Raw genomic sequence first — 18,615 nt, forward strand, 5'->3', positions numbered from 1 at the left:
AACCTTCAGCGAGGCTAGCATGCCCGACACTGACAAGGTTTTCGCCGGCTCGATTCCGAAAATCTACGACGAGTATCTGGTCCCGATGATCTTCGCCGTCTATGCGGAGGACATCGCAAGGCGCGTTGCCGCACGCTCTCCCGCTGTATTGCTCGAGATCGCAGCGGGCACCGGTGCGGTGACGCGTGCCGTGGCGGCGGCGCTGCCGCGCGGCGTTCGATACGTTGCAACGGACCTCAACGAACCGATGCTCGCGGTCGCAGCGCAGCGCCAGGCGAATGACGATCGCATCACCTGGCGCCAGGCGGACGCAATGGCCCTGCCCTTGGGCGACGCCGAGTTCGACGTGGTCTGCTGCCAGTTCGGCGCGATGTTCTTTCCGAACCGCATCAAGGCCTATGGCGAGGTCAGGCGCGTCCTGAAGCCGGACGGCACGTTCGTGTTCAACGTTTGGGATCGCATCGAGGAGAATGCGCTCACGCATGAAGCAACGGTCGCGCTCGAGAAGCTGTTTCCCAATGATCCGCCGCGTTTCATGGTCCGGACGCCGCACGGCTATCACGACAAGGCCGTCATCAGGAGCGATCTCGAACGAGCTGGCTTCCGCGACATCTCGATCGAAACCCGATCCGAAATCAGCCGCGCGCCTTTAGCCGAAGATGTCGCCATTGCGCTCTGCCAGGGCACGCCGCTGCGCAGCGAGATCGAGGCACGGGATGCCGGCAAGCTTCAGGCTGCGACCGATACGGTTGCGGAGGCAATCCGGGCCCGCCATGGATCCGGTCCGGTGGAGGGCAAGATCCAGGCGATCGTGATCGAGGCCCGCCCGTAGCAGGGGCGTTGGCCGAGGCGGCGCGTCCTTTACCAGAAGCCGCGCTGGAACGGCTGCGCCGGCTGATAGTACTGGTACTGGCTGCGCCGGCGCGGGTTGGCCGGCTGGACGTAGGGATCGCGATAGAAGAAGCCGAAGCCGTTGTCCCAGCCGTCATCGCTGGCGATCATGGCAGGCGCGGTCGGCTTGCGCGTGATGAAGCCGCCTTGCGGCTCGTTGCTCAGCACCGCGACGAACTCGGTGCGGTAATTGGTCTCGCTGCTCAGCGGCTCGTCCGAGACGACGATCGAGGAACGCGGCAACGCGGTCGGTCCGATGCGGTCCCATACGTCCTGCGGGATGGTGATGCGGTCGAGTGCGTTGCGCGCCTCATCGCCGTTCTCGATCGTGACAACGCTCCAGCGCAGGCCCGTCCCGGTCTTCGCCATCGCCGTAAAGATATGCGTGCCGATCGGCTGCTCGGGATTGCGGATCGTGACGGGGACCTCGATGCTGGTGTCGAACACCTCGCCGCCGCCGTCGGGCGCCGGCTTGTGCGTGTTCCGACGCACATAGAGCTTCTGCGTCGCCCGGCTGATGTAGACCGAGACCGGCTCGCCCGCGAGCTTCGCGTCGGTCGCCGCCTTCACGGCCTCGGTCTTTCTGGCCGCAGCGGTCTTCGCGGCTTCCTTGGTCGCAGCCACCGCATCGCGCTTCGGCTGCGCGGCGGCCCTGGCGGCCTCGAGCTGCGTCGCCGCGTCGGCAGCCTTGGTTGCTGCCTTCTGCTTCAGCTCCTCGGCCTTGGCGCGGGCCTGATCCGTCTTGGCATTTGCGAGCATTTTGTCGGCGAAGGCGAGCTCGGCATCGGCGCGGGTCTTCTGCTGTTCCAGCTTGCGCAACGCGGCCGGGAGCGAGGCGGCTTCCTTCGCGGCGGCGGACGCAGCCTTCTTGGCCTCGTCGGCCGCCCTTGTGGCCTCCTCCGCCTCGGCGGAGAGCTTGTCGGCCCGGCCGGGCACGGCCGCGATGGCCTCCGGCTTTGGCACGAACAGCGAGGGATGAGAGAATTCCGTCGGGACCGTGTCATGCGGCGAGACGATCACGCGCATCCCGATATAGGTCTTGTCGAACACATTCTCGGCGAAGCCGAACGGCATTCGCACGCAGCCGTGCGAGGCGGCATAGCCGGGCAGCGGTCCGCCATGCAGGGCGATGCCGTTCCAGGTAATGCGCTGCATGTGCGGCATCCAGGCATCGTCATAAAGGCTCGAGCGATGCTCCCGGTTCTTCTCAAGGATGGCAAAGACGCCAGCCGGCGTCTCGCGTCCGGTGGTGCCGGTCGATACCGGCGCGCGCACGATCCAGCCGTCGGCATCGTAGAAAGTGACCTGCTGGCTCTTGATCGACACGATCGCCATGACCGGATCGCCGGCCACCCGCGGCGCGACTGCCTCGGCCACCTGGCGCTGCTGCTTGGCCGCAATCGCCGGGGTGGCCGCCGCAAGGGTCGCCGCCGCCACGAGCGCCATGATTCCGGCAGGCCCCCGGCGCCCCACCGCCCTGATGGATTGCGCCGTCGTCGATCGGTTTTTCATGCCATCCTCGGTCGAGCTGCCAGTCGGCTGGTATCGCTCACGTGTCAGATTGGAATCGTTGCATTAAGAAATTGCAGTCGCCTTACGTTCCGTCTGTGGCGGGATTCGGTACGTTCGGACGACAAATCTCTCATATACGACGCCTCGCGGAGGCGGAAGGCGGCCGTCAGCCGAGGGCGGCCGGAGCTGGCCTCGATCGCTGCGGCAGAATGTCCGGATCACCTTTTGGTGCGACCGTACGGACGCGCGAATAGCCCTCCCGCTAGACGCCGAGAGCCTTGCGGTTCAACGTTCGCAGGAAACGCAGCGACAACGTTCGCACGTTCGCAACATTGAGCAGCCAGGCCGCGGCCGCATAGGCAAGGCCGCCGGCGAGGCTGACGATGACGAGCGAGGCGAGGCCGGTGCCGCCCACTTGCGCGCGCGCAACAAGGATCGCCGCCGCCATCAATGCCGCGGAGGCGGCAACGCCGGCGAGGCGGTTGAGCTCGAACGGGACCGGATGGGCCCGATGCATCAGGACGAGTGCGACGAGGAAGCCGATCGCCTCGGTTGCCAGCGTCGCCAGCGCCGCGCCGTGAAGGCCGTAGCCGCCGATCAGCGCGAACATCAGGATGACGCTGATCACCAGCGTGAGAAAGGATTGCGCCGCCAGCATGAAGGGCCGCTCGGCGAGCTGGAAGCTGATCTGCACGTAGAACTGATTGGCGATGCCGAAAAGCCGCGCAAGCACCAGTGTCGGCAACAGGGCCGAGACGCCGGCGCGGAAGTCGATCCCGACGAGCGTTCCGGCGACCTGGTCCGCCGCAAGCGCAAGCCAGACCGCAACGGGCGCCACCACGACGAGCAGCAGCTCGAGGCTTTCGGTCAGCCGCTCCCGCGTCGTCTCGCCGTTGTTCTCGGACAATGACCGGAACACCAGCGGCACCGTCGCCGCGGCGACGCTGGATGCGATCATGACCATGAACTGGCGCGGCAGATCGGCGGCAACGCCGAAGATGCCGGCAGCGTCCTTGCCGAGCAGATAAGCGACAATGAGGCGGTCGCAGGCCGAATAGACCGCCACGGACAATCCCGCCAGCGTCAGCGGCAGGCCGTAGCGCGCCAGCTGCATGAACTGGCTGCGCTGGAAGCGCGCGATCCCGGTGCGGTCGCCGACGAGGTTCAGGATGATGCCGGCGAGCGACCCCAGGCCGAATGCGGCGAGCAGCCCCAATCCACCCCAGCCGAGCCAGATTCCGAGAAGACCGAAGCCGACGCTGGAGACGCTGCGCACGATCGAGATCGCCGCGAACCGGTAGGGGCGCAATTTAGCGCGCTCGAACTCCTGGCCGACATCGACTGCATTGGCCATGATCGCGACGAACATGCTGGCGAGCAGCAGCTCGACGCTGACATCGCTGCGGAACAGGACGACCAGCGGAGTGGTGGCGCAGAGCACCGCGGCCGTGAGCGCGAAGGCGACGATTGCCGTGCCACGAAAATCGACCTCCGCCGACATCGCCTGATAGCGCGACACCGACAGCTTGATCCAGGCGAAGAAGATCGCGCCCAGAATCCCGGCAAGGCTGATGCCGACGACATAGACGCCGTACTCCGCCGGGCTGAGGAGCCGCGTATAGGCCGTGACGGCGAAGAAGCCCACCGCCGCAGGCAGGATGTAGGCGACGAGATAGATCGAGAAATGGCGGTTCAGCATGCGAGCACGGGACCGTGGGCGGCCATCAGGATTAACGGATCGTTAAGACGATTGGGTGCGACAATCGGGGCTCGCCGCTGGCATTGCCAAGGATAGGTCAAGGACAAGTCAAGGATAGCCGGATAACCCTGCAAATCGGATCGCTAATGGAGCGAGCACGCGGTTATCGCGCGTTAGCGTTAAATTTGCCCTGTCCTTGAAGGAGCGGGCGCGATCACAGAAAAGAAGCAATGATAGCGAAACGTCGCCCGACTCCTCCGACGCACTGATGTAACTGATATGGACGTTGTCGAACGAACACGGGCGAGATCGACCTCCCTCCCGCGTCGAACCGCCACTGCTCCCGCGGCTCCGGCGTATCCCGGCGCGAAGGGCCGCGACAGGATGGTCCTCAACCTCTTCTTCGAGGAACGAGACGACCGCTGGTTTCCCGGCGACCGTCACCTTCGGCCGCTGCTGCGCCGGTTGCTGCTGGGCAAGTCCTTCATCAGCGGACAGCGGCGCGTTCTGCTCAATCTGTGCGCAGGTCTCGATCGGCTTGGCATTCGCTACCGCATCAACGATTATCGCTACATTCGGAAGCATCCGGAGGAACTGGCCTGCATCATCGGCCGGCCGTTCGTGCTCGACTGGTTCAAGTGGAAGAATCCACTGCTGCTTGGCGTCGCCATGTATGACCATCCGATCGACGCACCAGAAACTCTAGAGGATCTCGACGTGAGGCAGGTGCTGTTGCCGTGCGCCTGGTATGCCGACATGTTCCGTCCGCACTGGCCCCATGTCGGTGCCTGGCCCGTCGGCATCGAGACGGATCTGTGGGTCCCGGCGCCGGCCGCGCAGAAGAAGATCGACGTGCTGTTCTACGACAAGGTCCGCTGGGATTACGACCGGTATCAACCGGAGCTGATCGAGCCGATCCGAAAGTTTCTCGAAGCCAGCGGCCGCACGGTCGAAACGATCCGCTACGGGCAATACAAGGAAGAGGATTACAAGGCCGCGCTGGCGCGCTGCCGCAGCATGATCTTCCTCTGCGAGCACGAGAGCCAGGGCATCGCCTGCCAGCAAGCACTCTCGAGCGGCGTGCCCGTCTTCGCCTGGGATCGCGGCGGACCCTGGCAGGATCCGAAATATTTCCCGGACAAGGTGCGATACGAGGGCAACGTGTCCTCGGTGCCCTATTTCGACGCGCGCTGCGGCATGACCTTCACTGATGCGGGCAGCTTCGCGGCGGGCTGGGGCCGTTTCTGGTCGCAGGTCGACGCAGGAGGCTTCGCGCCGCGCGATTATGTGCTGGACCACCTGACGCTCGAGAAGGGCGCGCTTCACTATTACGAAATCGCGGAAGCCGCGATGCAGCGGCACGCGTGACCGGGCTCGACCGACGCGAATTCCTGCTCGGCAGTGTCGCAACGCTCGCGGCGGGCGCATCGGCGTCCGCGGTGCCGGCCTCGAAACGCGTCCAACGCCGCCCGGGCTACGGCGCAGCCGCCACGCTCTGGGACCTGCAAGCCGATCCGCGGCTCGGCGAGGCCATCAGCACCTATTGCACGCAGGTGGTGCCGGTGCTCGAGCTGAAATGGCCGATGCTGCGGCCGGACGCCCATACGTTCACCTTCGAGCGCGCCGACGCGATCCTGGATTTCGCGCGCGACAACGATCTGACCATGCGCGGCCACGCACTCGCCTGGTATCACGACATTCCGGACTGGACCAAGCAGATCAAGGGCAGCAAGGGCGTCGAACGCGCCTATCTCGACCACATCGGCACCGTCGTTTCCTACTACAAGGACAAGCTGACGTCGTGGGACGTCGTCAACGAGCCGATCCCGGACAATCCGCGCAGCCCGAAGGACCGGCGCGACACCTTCTGGACGCAACATCTCGGCGATCGCTGGATTCCGCTGGCGTTCCGCACGGCGGCCGCGGCCGACCCTTTCGTCAAGCTCGCGATCAACGAATATGACATCGAGTCGGCGAAGGACTCGTTCATCGCCAAGCGGGCGGCCTATCGCACCCTCATCATGGACCTGCTCGATCAGGGCGTTCCGCTCCACGCCGTCGGGCTGCAGGCGCATCTTCACGCCGAGCTTGAGATCGACACGCACGGGCTCGCCAAATTCGTCACCGAGCTGCGTTCCTGGGGGCTCGAGGTTCTCATCACCGAGCTCGACGTCGACGACCAGAAGCTGGCGGGAAGTCCTGCGGAGCGCGACGCCGTCGTCGCCAAGCGCGTCGACGACCTGCTGACGGCCGTTGCCGCGAGCGGCCCGGTGCGGTCGATCCTGACCTGGGGCATCTCGGACCGTTACAGCTGGATCAACGGCACCTTTGCCCGCAAGGACAAGCAGCCGAACCGCCCCCTGCCGCTCGACGGCGAGTTCAAGCCGAAGCCGTTCATGGACGTCATCAGCAAGTTCACGAAGGACGGCTAAAGCGCGATGCGATTAGGATGAATCGTCATCGCGCTTTAGATTATTGTTCGAGCATGATCTTTTCGGAAACCGCTATGCACTTTTCCGGATCATGCTTTAGAAATCAGCGTGTCTTCGGCGTTTCGAACGCGGCCACATCGCCGATATGATCGGGGGCCAGGCTCGGCGCGCGCCGCTCGCGCGAGGACAGGCGGAACACGTCGCGGATGTCGGCGATCGACGTCGACGAATAGGACTGAATGCAAAGCGCGACCTGCTCGGGCGAGGCCGTGCGCATCATCGCTTCGATGGCCGGGCGGTCGAGCGGCGTGTCGTCCCAGTGCGAGACCGCGATGCTGTCTTCGGTGAGCCGATGTCGCGCCAGGTGTTCCGGCGCATTGGCGACGAAGTTTCCGTAAAGCAGATACTCCGAAAACTTCTTCTTCCGGCACAGCGCCAGCGCCCAGCTCAGGCCGGTCGCCGACTTGATCGCGTCCGTCATCGCACGCGCCGTGTCCCTGTCCCAGACCAGCGCGTTGCCGACATAATCGTCCGCCGGGAACGCGCGCTCCTTGATGCCGAGAAGCTGGTCGACGGTGCGCAGCCACAGGCCGTGCAACGGGTGGTCGGCGGCGATCGCTTTGCGCGTGACGAACAGCGGCGTCGTCTCAGCGCCGGCATATCGGCTGACGTCGAACTCGCGGAAGAACAGATTGTCCGAATCCAGGATGCAGACGCGCTGCTCGGGCGCGTTGAGGACGCCGGCGATCTTCAGGATCTGCTGGATGTGCCAGCCGTGCACCGGCGAGGACAGCAGCGACAGCCAGACGCGCCGGCTGCCGAACTGGAGCGCCGGCGGCAGCGCGAACAGCCACTTCGGCAGATAGCGCGAGGCCGGAACGATCACCCGCTTGTCGGACGCGAAGCGCGCGAACAGCGGCACGTCCTCATCGTTAACGAGCACATAATGGCGCGTGTATCCCGACAGCCAGGTGTCGATGCTCTCGCTAAGCAGCGAAAAGCGTTCGATATCCTTGGCGTAGCTGGCAGTCAGCAGGGCAACGGAATGCATGGAGCACGCTCAAATGGCCATCAGACCCGCACTGATAGCGGCAATGCGAGATGCCGGAAACTCACGATCGAAATCAAGGTAAAGCGAAACGAAGTGTTAGCCATCCGACGGCAGCCCCTGCTCCAGCCCGCGAAAGCGGAGCGGCGCCAGGGCTGAGGCGCGCTGCCACCAGTCGGCGACGCGGTCGTCGAGGGCGGTCACGCCGCGGCCCCGGCCGGGAAAGATCCGGATCTGCTGGATCGCCTCTGCCTCGAAACCCCTGGCCCTCCGCGTGATCTTGAGGGCGGCGCCTTCGCGGTCGCGCTGGGTCAGCGGCACCAGAAGACGGCCGCGCGGACGGAGCGACCGCAGCCAGAGCGGGTGCGGGTGCGGGAAGCCGGCATGGACGATGATCACATCGGCGGGCTCGCTCACGTCCTTGCATCCATCGCCGTGGACGACCGTGACATTGCCATAGCCGCGCAAATAGCTCGCCGCCCGGGTCGCGAGCCGCTCGTCGCATTCGATCGCATGGACGCGGCCCTTCTCGCCGACCATCATCGACAGCACCGCCGAGAAATAGCCGAGGCCGCAGCCGATCTGCACCACACGGTCCGTCCGCTTGACGTCGAGAATGTCGATCAAATGCGCCCACAGGCTCGGCAGGCCGGTGTCGAGCTTGCGGCGTGCATCGATCGCGACCAGCACGTTGTCGTAGAGATGAACGGGATCGGCGTCGGACGTCAGCCGGTAGCTGCGCGCCGCCTCGCCCTTGATGCGCCAGGGTCCTCTTGGCAGAAAGTCCTCGCGCGGAACAGCGGCGAGCGCATCGAGCAGACGCTTCGAGGCAATCCGCTCGCGCCTGGCGATCAACTCAGCGTAGCGCGCACGCGCGGCGGCAAGATCGCTCATGTCACAGACCGGCCTGCTCGCGCACCGCCGCGTCGCTACCGAGCTCATCGAGGAGCTGCATCGCCTGCTTCAGGTCCGGCGTGTAAAAGCCCTCGCTGAATTTGCCGACGATCGGCATCAGCAGGAGTCTTGCGTGCTCGCGCTTGCCGGCTTGATGCGACAGGCGCGCGAGGCAGACGGCGGTGCGAAGCTCCCAGGACAGCGCTCCCTGCTTGCGTGCGGTCTCCAGCGAAAGGCCGAACAGGTCCTCCGCCTCCTGTACCGACGCCGGGTCGCCACCCGCCAGCGTGATCTCGCCTTGCATGCGATAGACCTCGGCGAGATAGAAGTGATCGCCGGTCCGCCTTGCGGTCGCAAGCGCACCATCCAGCGCGCGCAAGGCGGCGTCGCGCATCCCGACCTTGGCGTACGTTTCCGCGAGCAGACAGCGGAACCAGCAGCCGGCGAGCCAGGAATCCATCGCCTCGTACTCGTCGAGGCCGAAGCGCATCTGGCCGAGGCCTTCGTCGGCTTCGCCGAGCTGAGCCAGCGCCCAGCCGCGCAGGATCGCCGCCTGCTGCTTCCAGTGCAGGAAATTGTGCTCGGTGGCAATGATCATGGCGCGATTGGCGTAGTCGCGCGTGCCTTCGACGTCGCGCAAATGCTGGCGGAGATAGGCGCCGAACACCAGCGCGAAGGCGAGCGTGAAGGGGTGGCGGATCTTCTCGGCGTTCGCGATCGCCTGCTCGCTGTGCTGGCGCGCCGCGTCGGGCCGACCGAGGAACCACAGGAGGTAACCGAGATAGGACAGCGAAACGACACCGGGATCGATGCCGTGCCGTTCCATCAGGTCGGAGTGCAGATCGGGGCTGAACAGGTTGATGCAGCGGTGCAAATGGTGCTGCGAGGCTGCGAAGCGGCCGCGATAGAGCATGGTCATCGCGATCGCGCGGTGCGCCTCGATCAGATAGCCGGTCTGCTGCGCCGGCTGCGTCCGCTCGTTCAGCCGCTCGCGCTTGGCAAACTTCAACAGCTCGACGCTGAGATCGTGCGCGCGGGTGAGATCGGCGCGGATGAAATGGCACACCCAGAGCCCGCGCGTCGCAGCGAAGACCTTTTCGTCGTCATCGAGCTGACGGCCGAGCTCCAGCGCGCGGATGTAGTTCTCCTCGACCTCCTGCACCGCGTAGCCCTTGGCGGCGATCAGCGCGTTGCCGAGCGCGATGCGCAGCTTGAGCTCCATCTCGTCGGCGCCCTGCATGCGCGCATTGGCCTGCACGACGTTAAGGCCGCGGCGCAGGTGGCCGATCGCCTCCAGATTGGCCCCGGTCTTGGCCGCCTGCTTGCCGGCCTTGAGCCAGAAGCTGGCAGCGCCCTCGCTCTGGCCGGATTCGGTCAAATGATGGGCGAGCAGCTCCGGTTCGCGCTCGGTCCTCTCCGGATACATCTCGGCGAGCACCTGGGCGATCCGCGCATGCAGCTTGCGCCGCTCGCTGTGCAACAGGCTCCCATGCGCGGCGTTCTGGATCATCACGTGCTTGAATGAGTACAGCGCATCCGGCGGATGGCCGCGGCGCATGATCAGCCCGGCTTCCTGCAGATGGCTGAGCGCCGCCTCGATCTGCTCGGCCGGCGCATTGGCAACGGCGTGCAGCGTCTCGTAGGAGAACTCGCGGCCGATCGTGGCGCCGATCTGCGCGATGCGCTTGAAAGGTCCCATCCGGTCGAGCCGCGCCATCAGCGAGTCGGTCAGGGTGGCCGGGATTGCGAGCTGCCGCCACGGTCCCGACAGCACGTAGCGCCCGTGCCGCTCGGTCAGCAGATTGGATTCCAGAACCGTCTTGGTCAGCTCTTCCAGGAACAGCGGCACGCCGTCGGTCTTGACGATGATCTCCTCGACAACCTCCTTGGGCAGCTCGCGTCCCGCGACGCGCTCCACCAGCGTCGTGCGCAACTGCCGGCTCAAGCGGTTCAGGACCAGGGTGGTGATGTGCGAATGCGCGTTCCAGCTCGCCTGGAATTCCGAGCGCGCGGTGATGATCGCCAGGATCGGCTGGTTCTGCACCCGATCGACCAGGAGGTCGACCACCTCGCGGGAGGTCGGGTCGATCCAATGCAAATCCTCGAACGCGATCACCAGCGGCATCTCGCGCGCAAGGCCGAGGAAATGGTTGACCAGCGCCACGACCGTCGCATCCTTCTGCTGCTGCGGCGACAGCTCGAGCGGCGGATAGCGGTCCCCGGTCGGTATCGACAGCAGCGCGGCAAACAGCGGGGTGACCTGCTCAATGTCGCCATCGGCGGCGGCGATCGCGTTCTCCAGGCTCGCCAGCGACAGCGCGGACGAATCCTCGCGATCGAGACCGAGGGAGAATTTGAGCTGCTCGACGAACGGATGGAACGCGGTGGAGGTGTAATAGGGCGAGCACTGCAGCGAGACCTGTCCATGGCGGTCGCCCGATATCCGCTCGAAGATCTCCTGGATGATGCGCGACTTGCCGATTCCGGGCTCGCCGAACTTGACCACGACCTGGCCGTCGCCGTCCTTGGCCTGCTGCCAGCGCCCCATCAACAGCGCGATCTCCTCCTCGCGGTTGACGAGCGGCGTCAGGCGCGTACCCATCGCCGCAGCGAAACGGGTCTCCAACCGCGAGGCGCGCACCACGTGCCAGGCCTGGGCCTTCTCGGAGATCCCCTTCAAGTCGTGGACTCCGAGATTGCGGTAGTCGAACTTCCCCTTCAGCAGCGCCTGCGTCGAGGCCGAGATCACCACGCCGTTGGGCGGCGCCAGGCCTTGCAGGCGCGCCGCGAGATTGACGGTTTCCCCGACCGCGGAGTCGCGTTCTTCGGTGCCCTGCCCGACGAGGTCGCCGACCACAACGAGGCCGGTCGCGATCCCGATGCGGACGGCGGGTGAATGGCTGAGCGCACCACGCGGCTCGACCGCGCGTGCCGTCGACAGCACCCGCACGATCTCGAGCCCGGCGCGCACCGCGCGCTCGGCATCGTCCTCATGTGCGGTCGGATAGCCGAAATAGACCAGGATACCGTCGCCGACGAAACGGGCGGCAAAGCCCTCGTATTGCTTGACCACCCGGACGCAGGTCTCGCGAAAATCCGCGATCATGTCGCGGACGTCCTCCGGATCGAACTGCGCGGACAGCGAGGTGGAATCCACCATGTCGCAGAACATCGTGGTGAGCTGGCGCCGTTCGGCTCCGACCTCCGCCCGGATTTGCGGACGCGGCGCCTCCGCCGGCGCCTCCGTGGTTTCCGCTTGAAACAGCGCCGCCATCGCCCGCTGCAGCCGCTTGCGATCGCCGAGCGGCAATCCGAGCTCGACCAGATCGGCTTCGGTGAGATCCGCGATGACGTCGAGATCGAGGCGGTGCTGCGCGAAAAGATCGGTGTAGTGCCCGAGGCCGATGCTTTCGAGCCAGTGATTCAGCCCACCTTCCAAACTCGTGCTCGGCTCGTTCTCCAGCATCGTGATTCTGCCCGACCCTTACTCCGTCGAAGGGCTCGAGGGCCCCTCAACCACAGATTTTGGGGTCCAAACTTCACCTCGGACTGGACGCATTCCCCAACTTCTTGGAAGAATAACTTAATCGGTCCAAAAGGGAATGGCGTTGTCGGACATTGCATCCGGAGCGGACGAAGCATCAGCCGGCACCACGGCCGAAACGAAGGTGTTCGCGCATATCAGCGGCCTTCTCGAATTCTACGCCCGCAGGACGCCGGCGGCGCCCGCACTCCTCGCTCCCGGCCGGCCGGCGCTCAGCTATGGCGCGCTGGCCGAGTCGATCCGGCAACTGGTGCGTGCCTTGCGTGAACTCGGCATCCGTCCCGCAGACCGCATCGCGGTGGCGCTGCCGCGCGGCGCCGATACTGCCCTGGCGCTGCTAGCAGTCGCATCAGGCTGCGCCTGCGTCCCCGTCAACCCTGATCTGACGGCGGACGAGCTGCAACGCTATTTCAGCGAACTGAAGCTGACCGCGCTCGTGACCCGGGCCGACATGAACTCGGCGAGCCGTGACGCCGCCAGGATGCTCGACATCGCATTGATCGATTTCGTGGCGGGGCCCACCCACGATCTCGGCGGCTGCGCGTTCATTGCTCCGGCGATCGGGCCGGCCAATGCCGGCGGCGCTTCGCGCGGCGACGACGATGCGTTCATCCTGCTGACGTCAGGCACGGCGGCGCGACCGAAAATGGTGCCGCTGACCCATCGCAATGTCTGCCTGTCCGCTTACAATGCCGGCCATGTGCTGTCGCTCACGATGCATGATCGCCTGCTCAACGTCCTGCCGCTGTTTCATGCCCATGGCTTGATCTCCGGCCTGCTCACGGCGCTGGCCGCGGGCTCCAGCGTGATCTGCACCGACGGTTTCGACGCAGCCTCGTTCTTCGGCTGGATGCGGGAGCTGCAACCGACCTGGTACACGGCGGTGCCGACCATTCATCGCGCATTGCTGACGGCGGCGGAAGTAAACCCCGACCGCGCCCGACCATCGTCGCTGCGCGTGATCCGGTCGGCTTCGGCCTCGCTCGCGCCGACGATTCTCGCCGGGCTGGAGACAACGTTCGGCGTTCCCGTGCTCGAAACTTACGGCATGACCGAGGCGGCCTCGCAGATTGCGGCCAATCGGTTCGAGCTGCGCAAGGTCGCGTCGGTCGGTCGCGCCGCCGGCCCGGAGATCGCGATCATGGACGAGACCGGCCGCACGCTCGCAAGCGGGGCGCACGGCGAGATCGTGCTGCGCGGGCCGAACATGAGCCGCGGCTATTATAATGACGAGCCGGCGACGCGGGCCGCATTCCGCAACGGCTGGTTCAGGACCGGCGACCTCGGCTATCTCGATGACGACGGCTATCTCTTCATCGTCGGCCGCATCAAGGACGTCATCAACCGCGGCGGGCAGAAGATATCGCCGCTGGAGGTGGAAGACGTCCTGCTCAGCCATCCGGCGGTGCTGGAAGCCGGCGTGTTCGCGGTCCCGCACCAGAAGCTCGGCGAGAACGTCGCGGCCGTCGTGGTGCTGCGGCCGAATGCCGAGGCGACCCCGGACCAGTTGCGCCAATTCGCACGAAAACGGCTTGCGGCCTACAAGATACCGAGCGTGATCCGCAGCGTGGCGGCGCTGCCGAAGGGCGCCAGCGGCAAGGTCAAGCGCAACGCCCTCGCCGGGCTGATTGCAACGGTCGACGCGGACGACGAGACCCGGCTGCCGCGCAATGCGGTCGAGAGCCAGCTCGCCGAGATCTGGGCCGGCCTGTTGGAGCTGCCGCAGGTCGGCGCCGACCAGGACGTCTTCGCGCTCGGCGCGGATTCGCTCGCGGTGACACAGATGCGCTCGCGCCTGCGCGACCGCTTCAATGTCGACTTCTCGTTCGAGGATATCTTCGATTGCCCGACGGTCGCAGCGCTTGCGGCCCGGATCGAGACCGCCGCAAGCCGGCGCGAGACGGCGCTGCCGGGCTGGCGCCGGCTTGCAGGCACGGACGCACCGCTGTCGTTCCAGCAGCAGCGGATGTACGTGCTCTCGCGACTGGACCCGACGCAGTACAATTATAACGTCGTCGAGATCGCCGTCCTCAAGGGCCCGGTCGACGCCGCCGCGCTGTCTGCGAGCCTCGCTGCGATCTCAACGCGCCATGAGGCGCTGCGCTCGGTGTTCGTCGAGCGCCAGGGCGAGCCGATGCAACTCGTGCTGTCATCGACGCCGCGGCTGGAGCGCATCAAGCTCAAGCCATGCCCTGCGGGCAGGCGGCCTGCGGCAATCCGGCGCGAGGCGCTCAGGCTTGCGCAACGTCAGTTCGACCTGGCCCACGCGCCGCCCCTGAAGACGAGACTGCTGTCGTTCGACAGGAACAACCATGCGCTGGTGGTCAACGTCCATCACCTCGCCACCGATGGCTGGTCGCAGCGGCTGTTCTGGCAGGAGCTCGCCGTCCATTATGCCGCGACACGCAAGAAGCATTCGGCCGCACTGCCGCCGCCCGCTTTCCAATATCGCGACTTCGCACTCTGGCAGCAAAGCTGGGCGCAGACGCCCGCGGCCAGGGAGCAGCTCGATTATTGGCGGACCCAGCTCGACGGCGTCACCATGCTGCCGCTGAGAACCGACAGGCCGAGACCTGAGATCTGGAGCGGACACGGCGCGCGTCACTACCTTGAATTCTCAAAGTCCCTCTCGTCCGAGCTGCGCGCGTTGAGCCAGAACCAGGGCGTCACGCCGTTCATGACGCTGCTCGCCGCTTTCCAGTGCCTGTTGTTCCGCCACACCTCGCATGAGGACGTCGCCACGGGATCGCTGATCGCCAACCGCAACCAGATCGAGAGCGAACGCCTGATCGGGCTGTTCGCCAATACCCTGGTCCTGCGCAATGATTTCAGCGGCGATCCGAGCTTCGGCGAGATGCTGCGGCGGGTACGGCAGGTCACGCTGGACGCCTACCGCAACCAGGACCTTCCGATCGAGGAGGTGTTGCGCGCATTGCGGGTGGCGCGCCGCAGCGACGGCAATCCGCTGTTCCGGATCATGTTCATCCTCCAGAACGCCTCGATCGAGGCAGCGCGTTTTCCTGGCCTGTCGACCCGGCGGCTGGAAGTCGATCCCAGGGTGGCGCGGTTCGACATCACGCTCGAACTGGTCGAGGCCGATGGCCGCTTCACCGGCTTCTTCGAATACGCCACCGATCTGTTCGAGGCCGCGACGATCGAAGCCATGGCGGCCCAGTTCAAGGCGCTGCTCAAGGCCGTCATCGCCAATCCGGAACAGCGCATCTCGCGCCTGCCGCTCCTGACCGAGGCCGAACGTCGGCAAGCGCTGGCAAAAGGCCGGGGCATGCCGGCCAATTTCACCACACGCGGCAACTTGAGCGAACGCTTCGAGCGCCAGGCGAGGAAGACGCCGAACGCAGTCGCGGTCTCGGACGGTCGCACGTCCCTGACCTATCGCGAGCTGGCGCGTCGCACTGGGGCGGCCGCGCGCTGGCTTGCCCGTGAGGGCGTCGGCGCCGAGAGCGTGGTTGCCCTGCTCGCGGAGCGCGGGCCCGACCTGCTCGCCGCGATGATCGCGGTGCAGCGCGTCGGCGCGGCCTTCCTCAATCTCGATCCCGACCAGCCGACGGCTAGGCTCTCGACCATCCTCGGATCGAGCTGTGCCCGCGTGCTGCTGACCGGGCGGGCTCAGTCTGCCATGGTCGAGGCCCTGCTCGAACCGCTGGTCGAGCGCATCCCGGTGGCCGAGCTCGACGACGCTCTTGCATCCGGGTCGACAAAGCCGGCCCGCGCCGCACGCCGCGCCGCCTCGAGCCTTGCCTATCTCGTCTATACGTCCGGCTCCTCCGGCGCGCCGAAGGGCGTCATGATCGAGCAGCGCGGCCTGTCGAACCATCTGGCCTCGCTCATCTCCGAACTCGGCCTCTCGCCTAAGGACGTGATCGCGCAGATCGCGCCGCAGAGCTTCGTCATTTCGGTCTGGCAATTCCTCGCCGGTCCCATGGTCGGCGCGCGCGTCCATGTCTGCGGCAGCGCGATCGTGCAGGACCCGATGCTGCTGGCGCGCGAGATCGAGCGCGAGGGCATCACGGTGCTCGAGATCGTGCCCTCGCTGCTGCGCCTCATTCTCGAGCTTATGGACGAGGCGCCGATCCGGCGCGCCTTCGCGAAGCTGCGGCTGCTGATCTCGACCGGCGAGCCGTTGCCCGTCGAGCTCTGCCGCGCCTGGTTTGCCCGCTGCCCGAGGGTGCCGCTGATCAATGCCTATGGCGCGTCGGAATGCTCCGACGACGTCTCCCTGCATCGCCTTACCAAGGCGCCGGCGATCGCGACGGCCAACGTTCCGGTCGGGGCGCCGCTGCCGAACACGCAGCTCTACGTGCTCGACGCGCAGCTCCAGCCGCAACCGATCGGCGTGACCGGCGAGCTCTGCATCGGCGGCGCCGGAATCGGCCGCGGCTATATCAACGATCCCGCGCAGAGCCGGCAGCGCTTTCTGCCCGATCTGTTCTCGCGCCAGGCCGGCAGCCGGCTCTACCGGACCGGCGATCTGGCCCGGCGCCGCGCCGACGGGACGATCGAATGCCTCGGCCGCGCCGACCATCAGGTCAAGATCCGTGGCTATCGTATCGAGCTCAAGGAGATCGAGAACGCGCTGGCCGAGCATCCAAGCGTGCGCGCCGCCATCGTCGAACCGCGCCGCGAGGCGAGCGGCGACATCAGGCTGATCGCCCATGTCGTCGCCAAGCCCGGCAGCCGGAGCAGCGCCAGCGAGCTGCGCGACTTCCTGAAGAGCCGCCTGCCCGTCCACGCCATCCCCGCCGCCTTCCTGTTCCTGGATCAGGTGCCGCTCAACGCCCATGGCAAGATCGACCGCTCGGCGCTGCTGGCGTCCGTCCCGCCGGAAACGTCCGGCGCGGATGCGGCCGTCCCGGCGCGGCGCTTCACCGAAAAGGTGCTCTCCGACATCTGGATCGACCTGCTGAACGTCGAACGCATCGGTGTTACCGACAATTTCTTCGACCTCGGCGGCCATTCGCTGCTGGCCGGCCAGGTGATGGCGCGCATCGCGCGGGCGCTCGGCGTCTCGTTACCGATCAAGGCCATCTTCGAGGCGCCGACGATCGAGGGGTTGGCGCGGCGGGTCGAACAGACCGTGGCCACGAAGCCGCACGAGCCTGCCGCAAGCCTGCCGCGATCGGCTGCGGGCGGGCCGCCGGCGCCTTCCATCGGACAGGACCAGATGCTGCACATCGAGCGGAATCTGCCGGGGCTGCCGCAGCTCAACCTGCCCTTCGCCTTCCGCCTGCAGGGCCCGCTCGATTCGGCCGCCCTGGCAAAGGCGATCGACGACGTGGTGCGCCGGCACGAATCGCTGCGCACCGCGTTCGCCTGGAACAGCGATGAGCCGGAAAGCCGCATCGCCGCGCCACGCACGCTCGGCCGAATCATGACGGTCGAGACGATCGGCGACGGTCATTCCCACAACAACAAGCGGCGCAAGGCGCTCGAGCTCAGGAAGATCGATCTCCTGATCGAGCAGGAGGCTTATACCCCGATCGACACCACGCGCGCGCCGCTGTTGCGCGCCCGGCTGTTGCGGCTCCACGACGATGACCACGTGCTGCTGCTGACGTTGCATCACGCCGTCGTCGACGGCTGGTCGATCGGCGTGCTGTTCGAGGAATTGTCGAGCCGCTATGCCGCGCTGGCCGGATATCCGTCTGCGCCGCTGCCGAGCCCGCCGCCGGCCTTTTCGGACGTGGCACGCTGGCAGCGCTGGTGGTGCGGCACCGACGCGGCGCGCCGCCAGGCTTCCGACTGGATCCTGAATTTGCGCGGAGCGGGTCCCCTCTTCGACGGCGAATCGAGCCCGGGCGCCTCCACCGGGCATCATCCGGTCTGCCTCGAGCGCGAGCTGATCGCCCGGCTGACGGCGTTTGCGGGCCAGCACAATTGCACGCTGTTCATGTGCTTCCTCACCGGCCTGAAGGCCATGCTGCTGGCCCGGACGGGCCGCACCGACATCGCGGTCGCGACCGCGATGGCCAATCGTGCCCAGCCGGACACCGACCGGATCATCGGCCCGTTCGAGAACACGGTGATCGTCCGCACGACAATCACGCCGGACCTGTCTTTCGCGCAGGCTCTGCTGCGGGTGCGCCAGAGCGTGCTCGAGGCGCATGCGCGGCAGGAGCTGCCGTTCAACGTCCTGGCCGATCGACTGGAGCAGGAGGGGATCGATCCGGCCTCGCTGCTCCAGGTCTATTTCACGCTGCAGAATCCGTTGCGCCGGCCGCTCGATCTCCCGGATCTCGCGACGGAATCGATCGGCAACGTCACGCGCGAAGGCCAGCCGGTGCTGCCGATCGACCAGACCTGGCTGTCGCTGATGCTCAAGGAGCGCCCGACCGGCATTACCGGCTCCTGCAATTACAAGCGCGATTTGCTCGAGGGCCGAGCGGTCGGCGAATGGATGGAGGACCTCGTCGCCCTGCTAACGGCGGCGATCGCCCAGCCCAACGCACCACTCGGCAGATTGCTCGCGCGCAGGGCCGCTTGATGCCGCGACATCGCGCCAGAATACGGGTTCACGCCCCAAAGCTGTGAATGATCAAGTTGCAGCTTGATTATTTGGCGTCGTCGCGCAAGATTA

Annotated in this window: 9 protein-coding genes; 4 read left to right on the plus strand and 5 right to left on the minus strand. The window is 66.2% G+C overall.

What is annotated here, in order from left to right; translation table 11 throughout:
* Positions 1-19 precede the first annotated feature (19 nt).
* On the plus strand, positions 20-832 hold the full coding sequence (locus tag ACTEK7_RS23185) for a class I SAM-dependent methyltransferase (RefSeq protein ID WP_225147758.1): 813 nt from the start codon (positions 20-22) through the stop codon (positions 830-832).
* Positions 833-861: 29 nt separating this feature from the next.
* Here the strand turns inward: ACTEK7_RS23185 and ACTEK7_RS23190 are convergent, their stop codons facing one another.
* Together ACTEK7_RS23190 and ACTEK7_RS23195 are read right to left on the minus strand one after the other, a co-directional pair.
* Positions 862-2,403, minus strand: a complete 1,542-nt coding sequence (locus ACTEK7_RS23190; RefSeq protein WP_036026748.1) for a L,D-transpeptidase — start codon at positions 2,401-2,403, stop codon at positions 862-864.
* A 262-nt stretch (positions 2,404-2,665) separates the two neighbouring features.
* Positions 2,666-4,102 (minus strand): lipopolysaccharide biosynthesis protein, encoded by a 1,437-nt coding sequence (locus ACTEK7_RS23195; protein WP_225147759.1) that lies wholly within the window; start codon positions 4,100-4,102, stop codon positions 2,666-2,668.
* A 279-nt stretch (positions 4,103-4,381) separates the two neighbouring features.
* Between ACTEK7_RS23195 and ACTEK7_RS23200 the strand changes: the two genes are divergently transcribed.
* Together ACTEK7_RS23200 and ACTEK7_RS23205 are read left to right on the plus strand one after the other, a co-directional pair.
* Positions 4,382-5,470: a glycosyltransferase family 1 protein gene (locus tag ACTEK7_RS23200; RefSeq protein WP_225147760.1), complete on the plus strand. Its 1,089-nt coding sequence runs from the start codon at positions 4,382-4,384 to the stop codon at positions 5,468-5,470.
* Positions 5,467-6,534 carry an endo-1,4-beta-xylanase gene (locus ACTEK7_RS23205; RefSeq protein ID WP_225147761.1) on the plus strand — a complete coding sequence of 356 codons (1,068 nt, stop codon included), beginning with the start codon at positions 5,467-5,469 and terminating at the stop codon, positions 6,532-6,534. Before ACTEK7_RS23200 ends, ACTEK7_RS23205 begins: the two co-directional genes overlap by 4 nt.
* Positions 6,535-6,637: 103 nt before the next feature.
* Here the strand turns inward: ACTEK7_RS23205 and ACTEK7_RS23210 are convergent, their stop codons facing one another.
* The 3 genes from ACTEK7_RS23210 to ACTEK7_RS23220 all read right to left on the minus strand — a co-directional run bounded on the left by ACTEK7_RS23210 (position 6,638) and on the right by ACTEK7_RS23220 (position 11,942).
* On the minus strand, positions 6,638-7,585 hold the full coding sequence (locus ACTEK7_RS23210; RefSeq protein ID WP_036026769.1) for a DUF6492 family protein: 948 nt from the start codon (positions 7,583-7,585) through the stop codon (positions 6,638-6,640).
* Positions 7,586-7,681: 96 nt separating this feature from the next.
* Positions 7,682-8,476, minus strand: a complete 795-nt coding sequence (locus ACTEK7_RS23215; protein ID WP_225147762.1) for a protein-L-isoaspartate O-methyltransferase family protein — start codon at positions 8,474-8,476, stop codon at positions 7,682-7,684.
* A 1-nt stretch (position 8,477) separates the two neighbouring features.
* Positions 8,478-11,942 (minus strand): ATP-binding protein, encoded by a 3,465-nt coding sequence (locus tag ACTEK7_RS23220; protein WP_225147763.1) that lies wholly within the window; start codon positions 11,940-11,942, stop codon positions 8,478-8,480.
* Positions 11,943-12,078: 136 nt separating this feature from the next.
* Here ACTEK7_RS23220 and ACTEK7_RS23225 point away from each other — a divergent pair, with 136 nt between their 5' ends.
* The gene (locus ACTEK7_RS23225; RefSeq protein ID WP_225147764.1) at positions 12,079-18,522 is read left to right on the plus strand and encodes a non-ribosomal peptide synthetase; all 6,444 of its coding nucleotides are present in this window, start codon (positions 12,079-12,081) and stop codon (positions 18,520-18,522) included.
* The last annotated feature ends 93 nt before the right edge of the window (positions 18,523-18,615 follow it).

It is taken from the genome of Bradyrhizobium sp. JHI2711, from assembly GCF_056156565.1.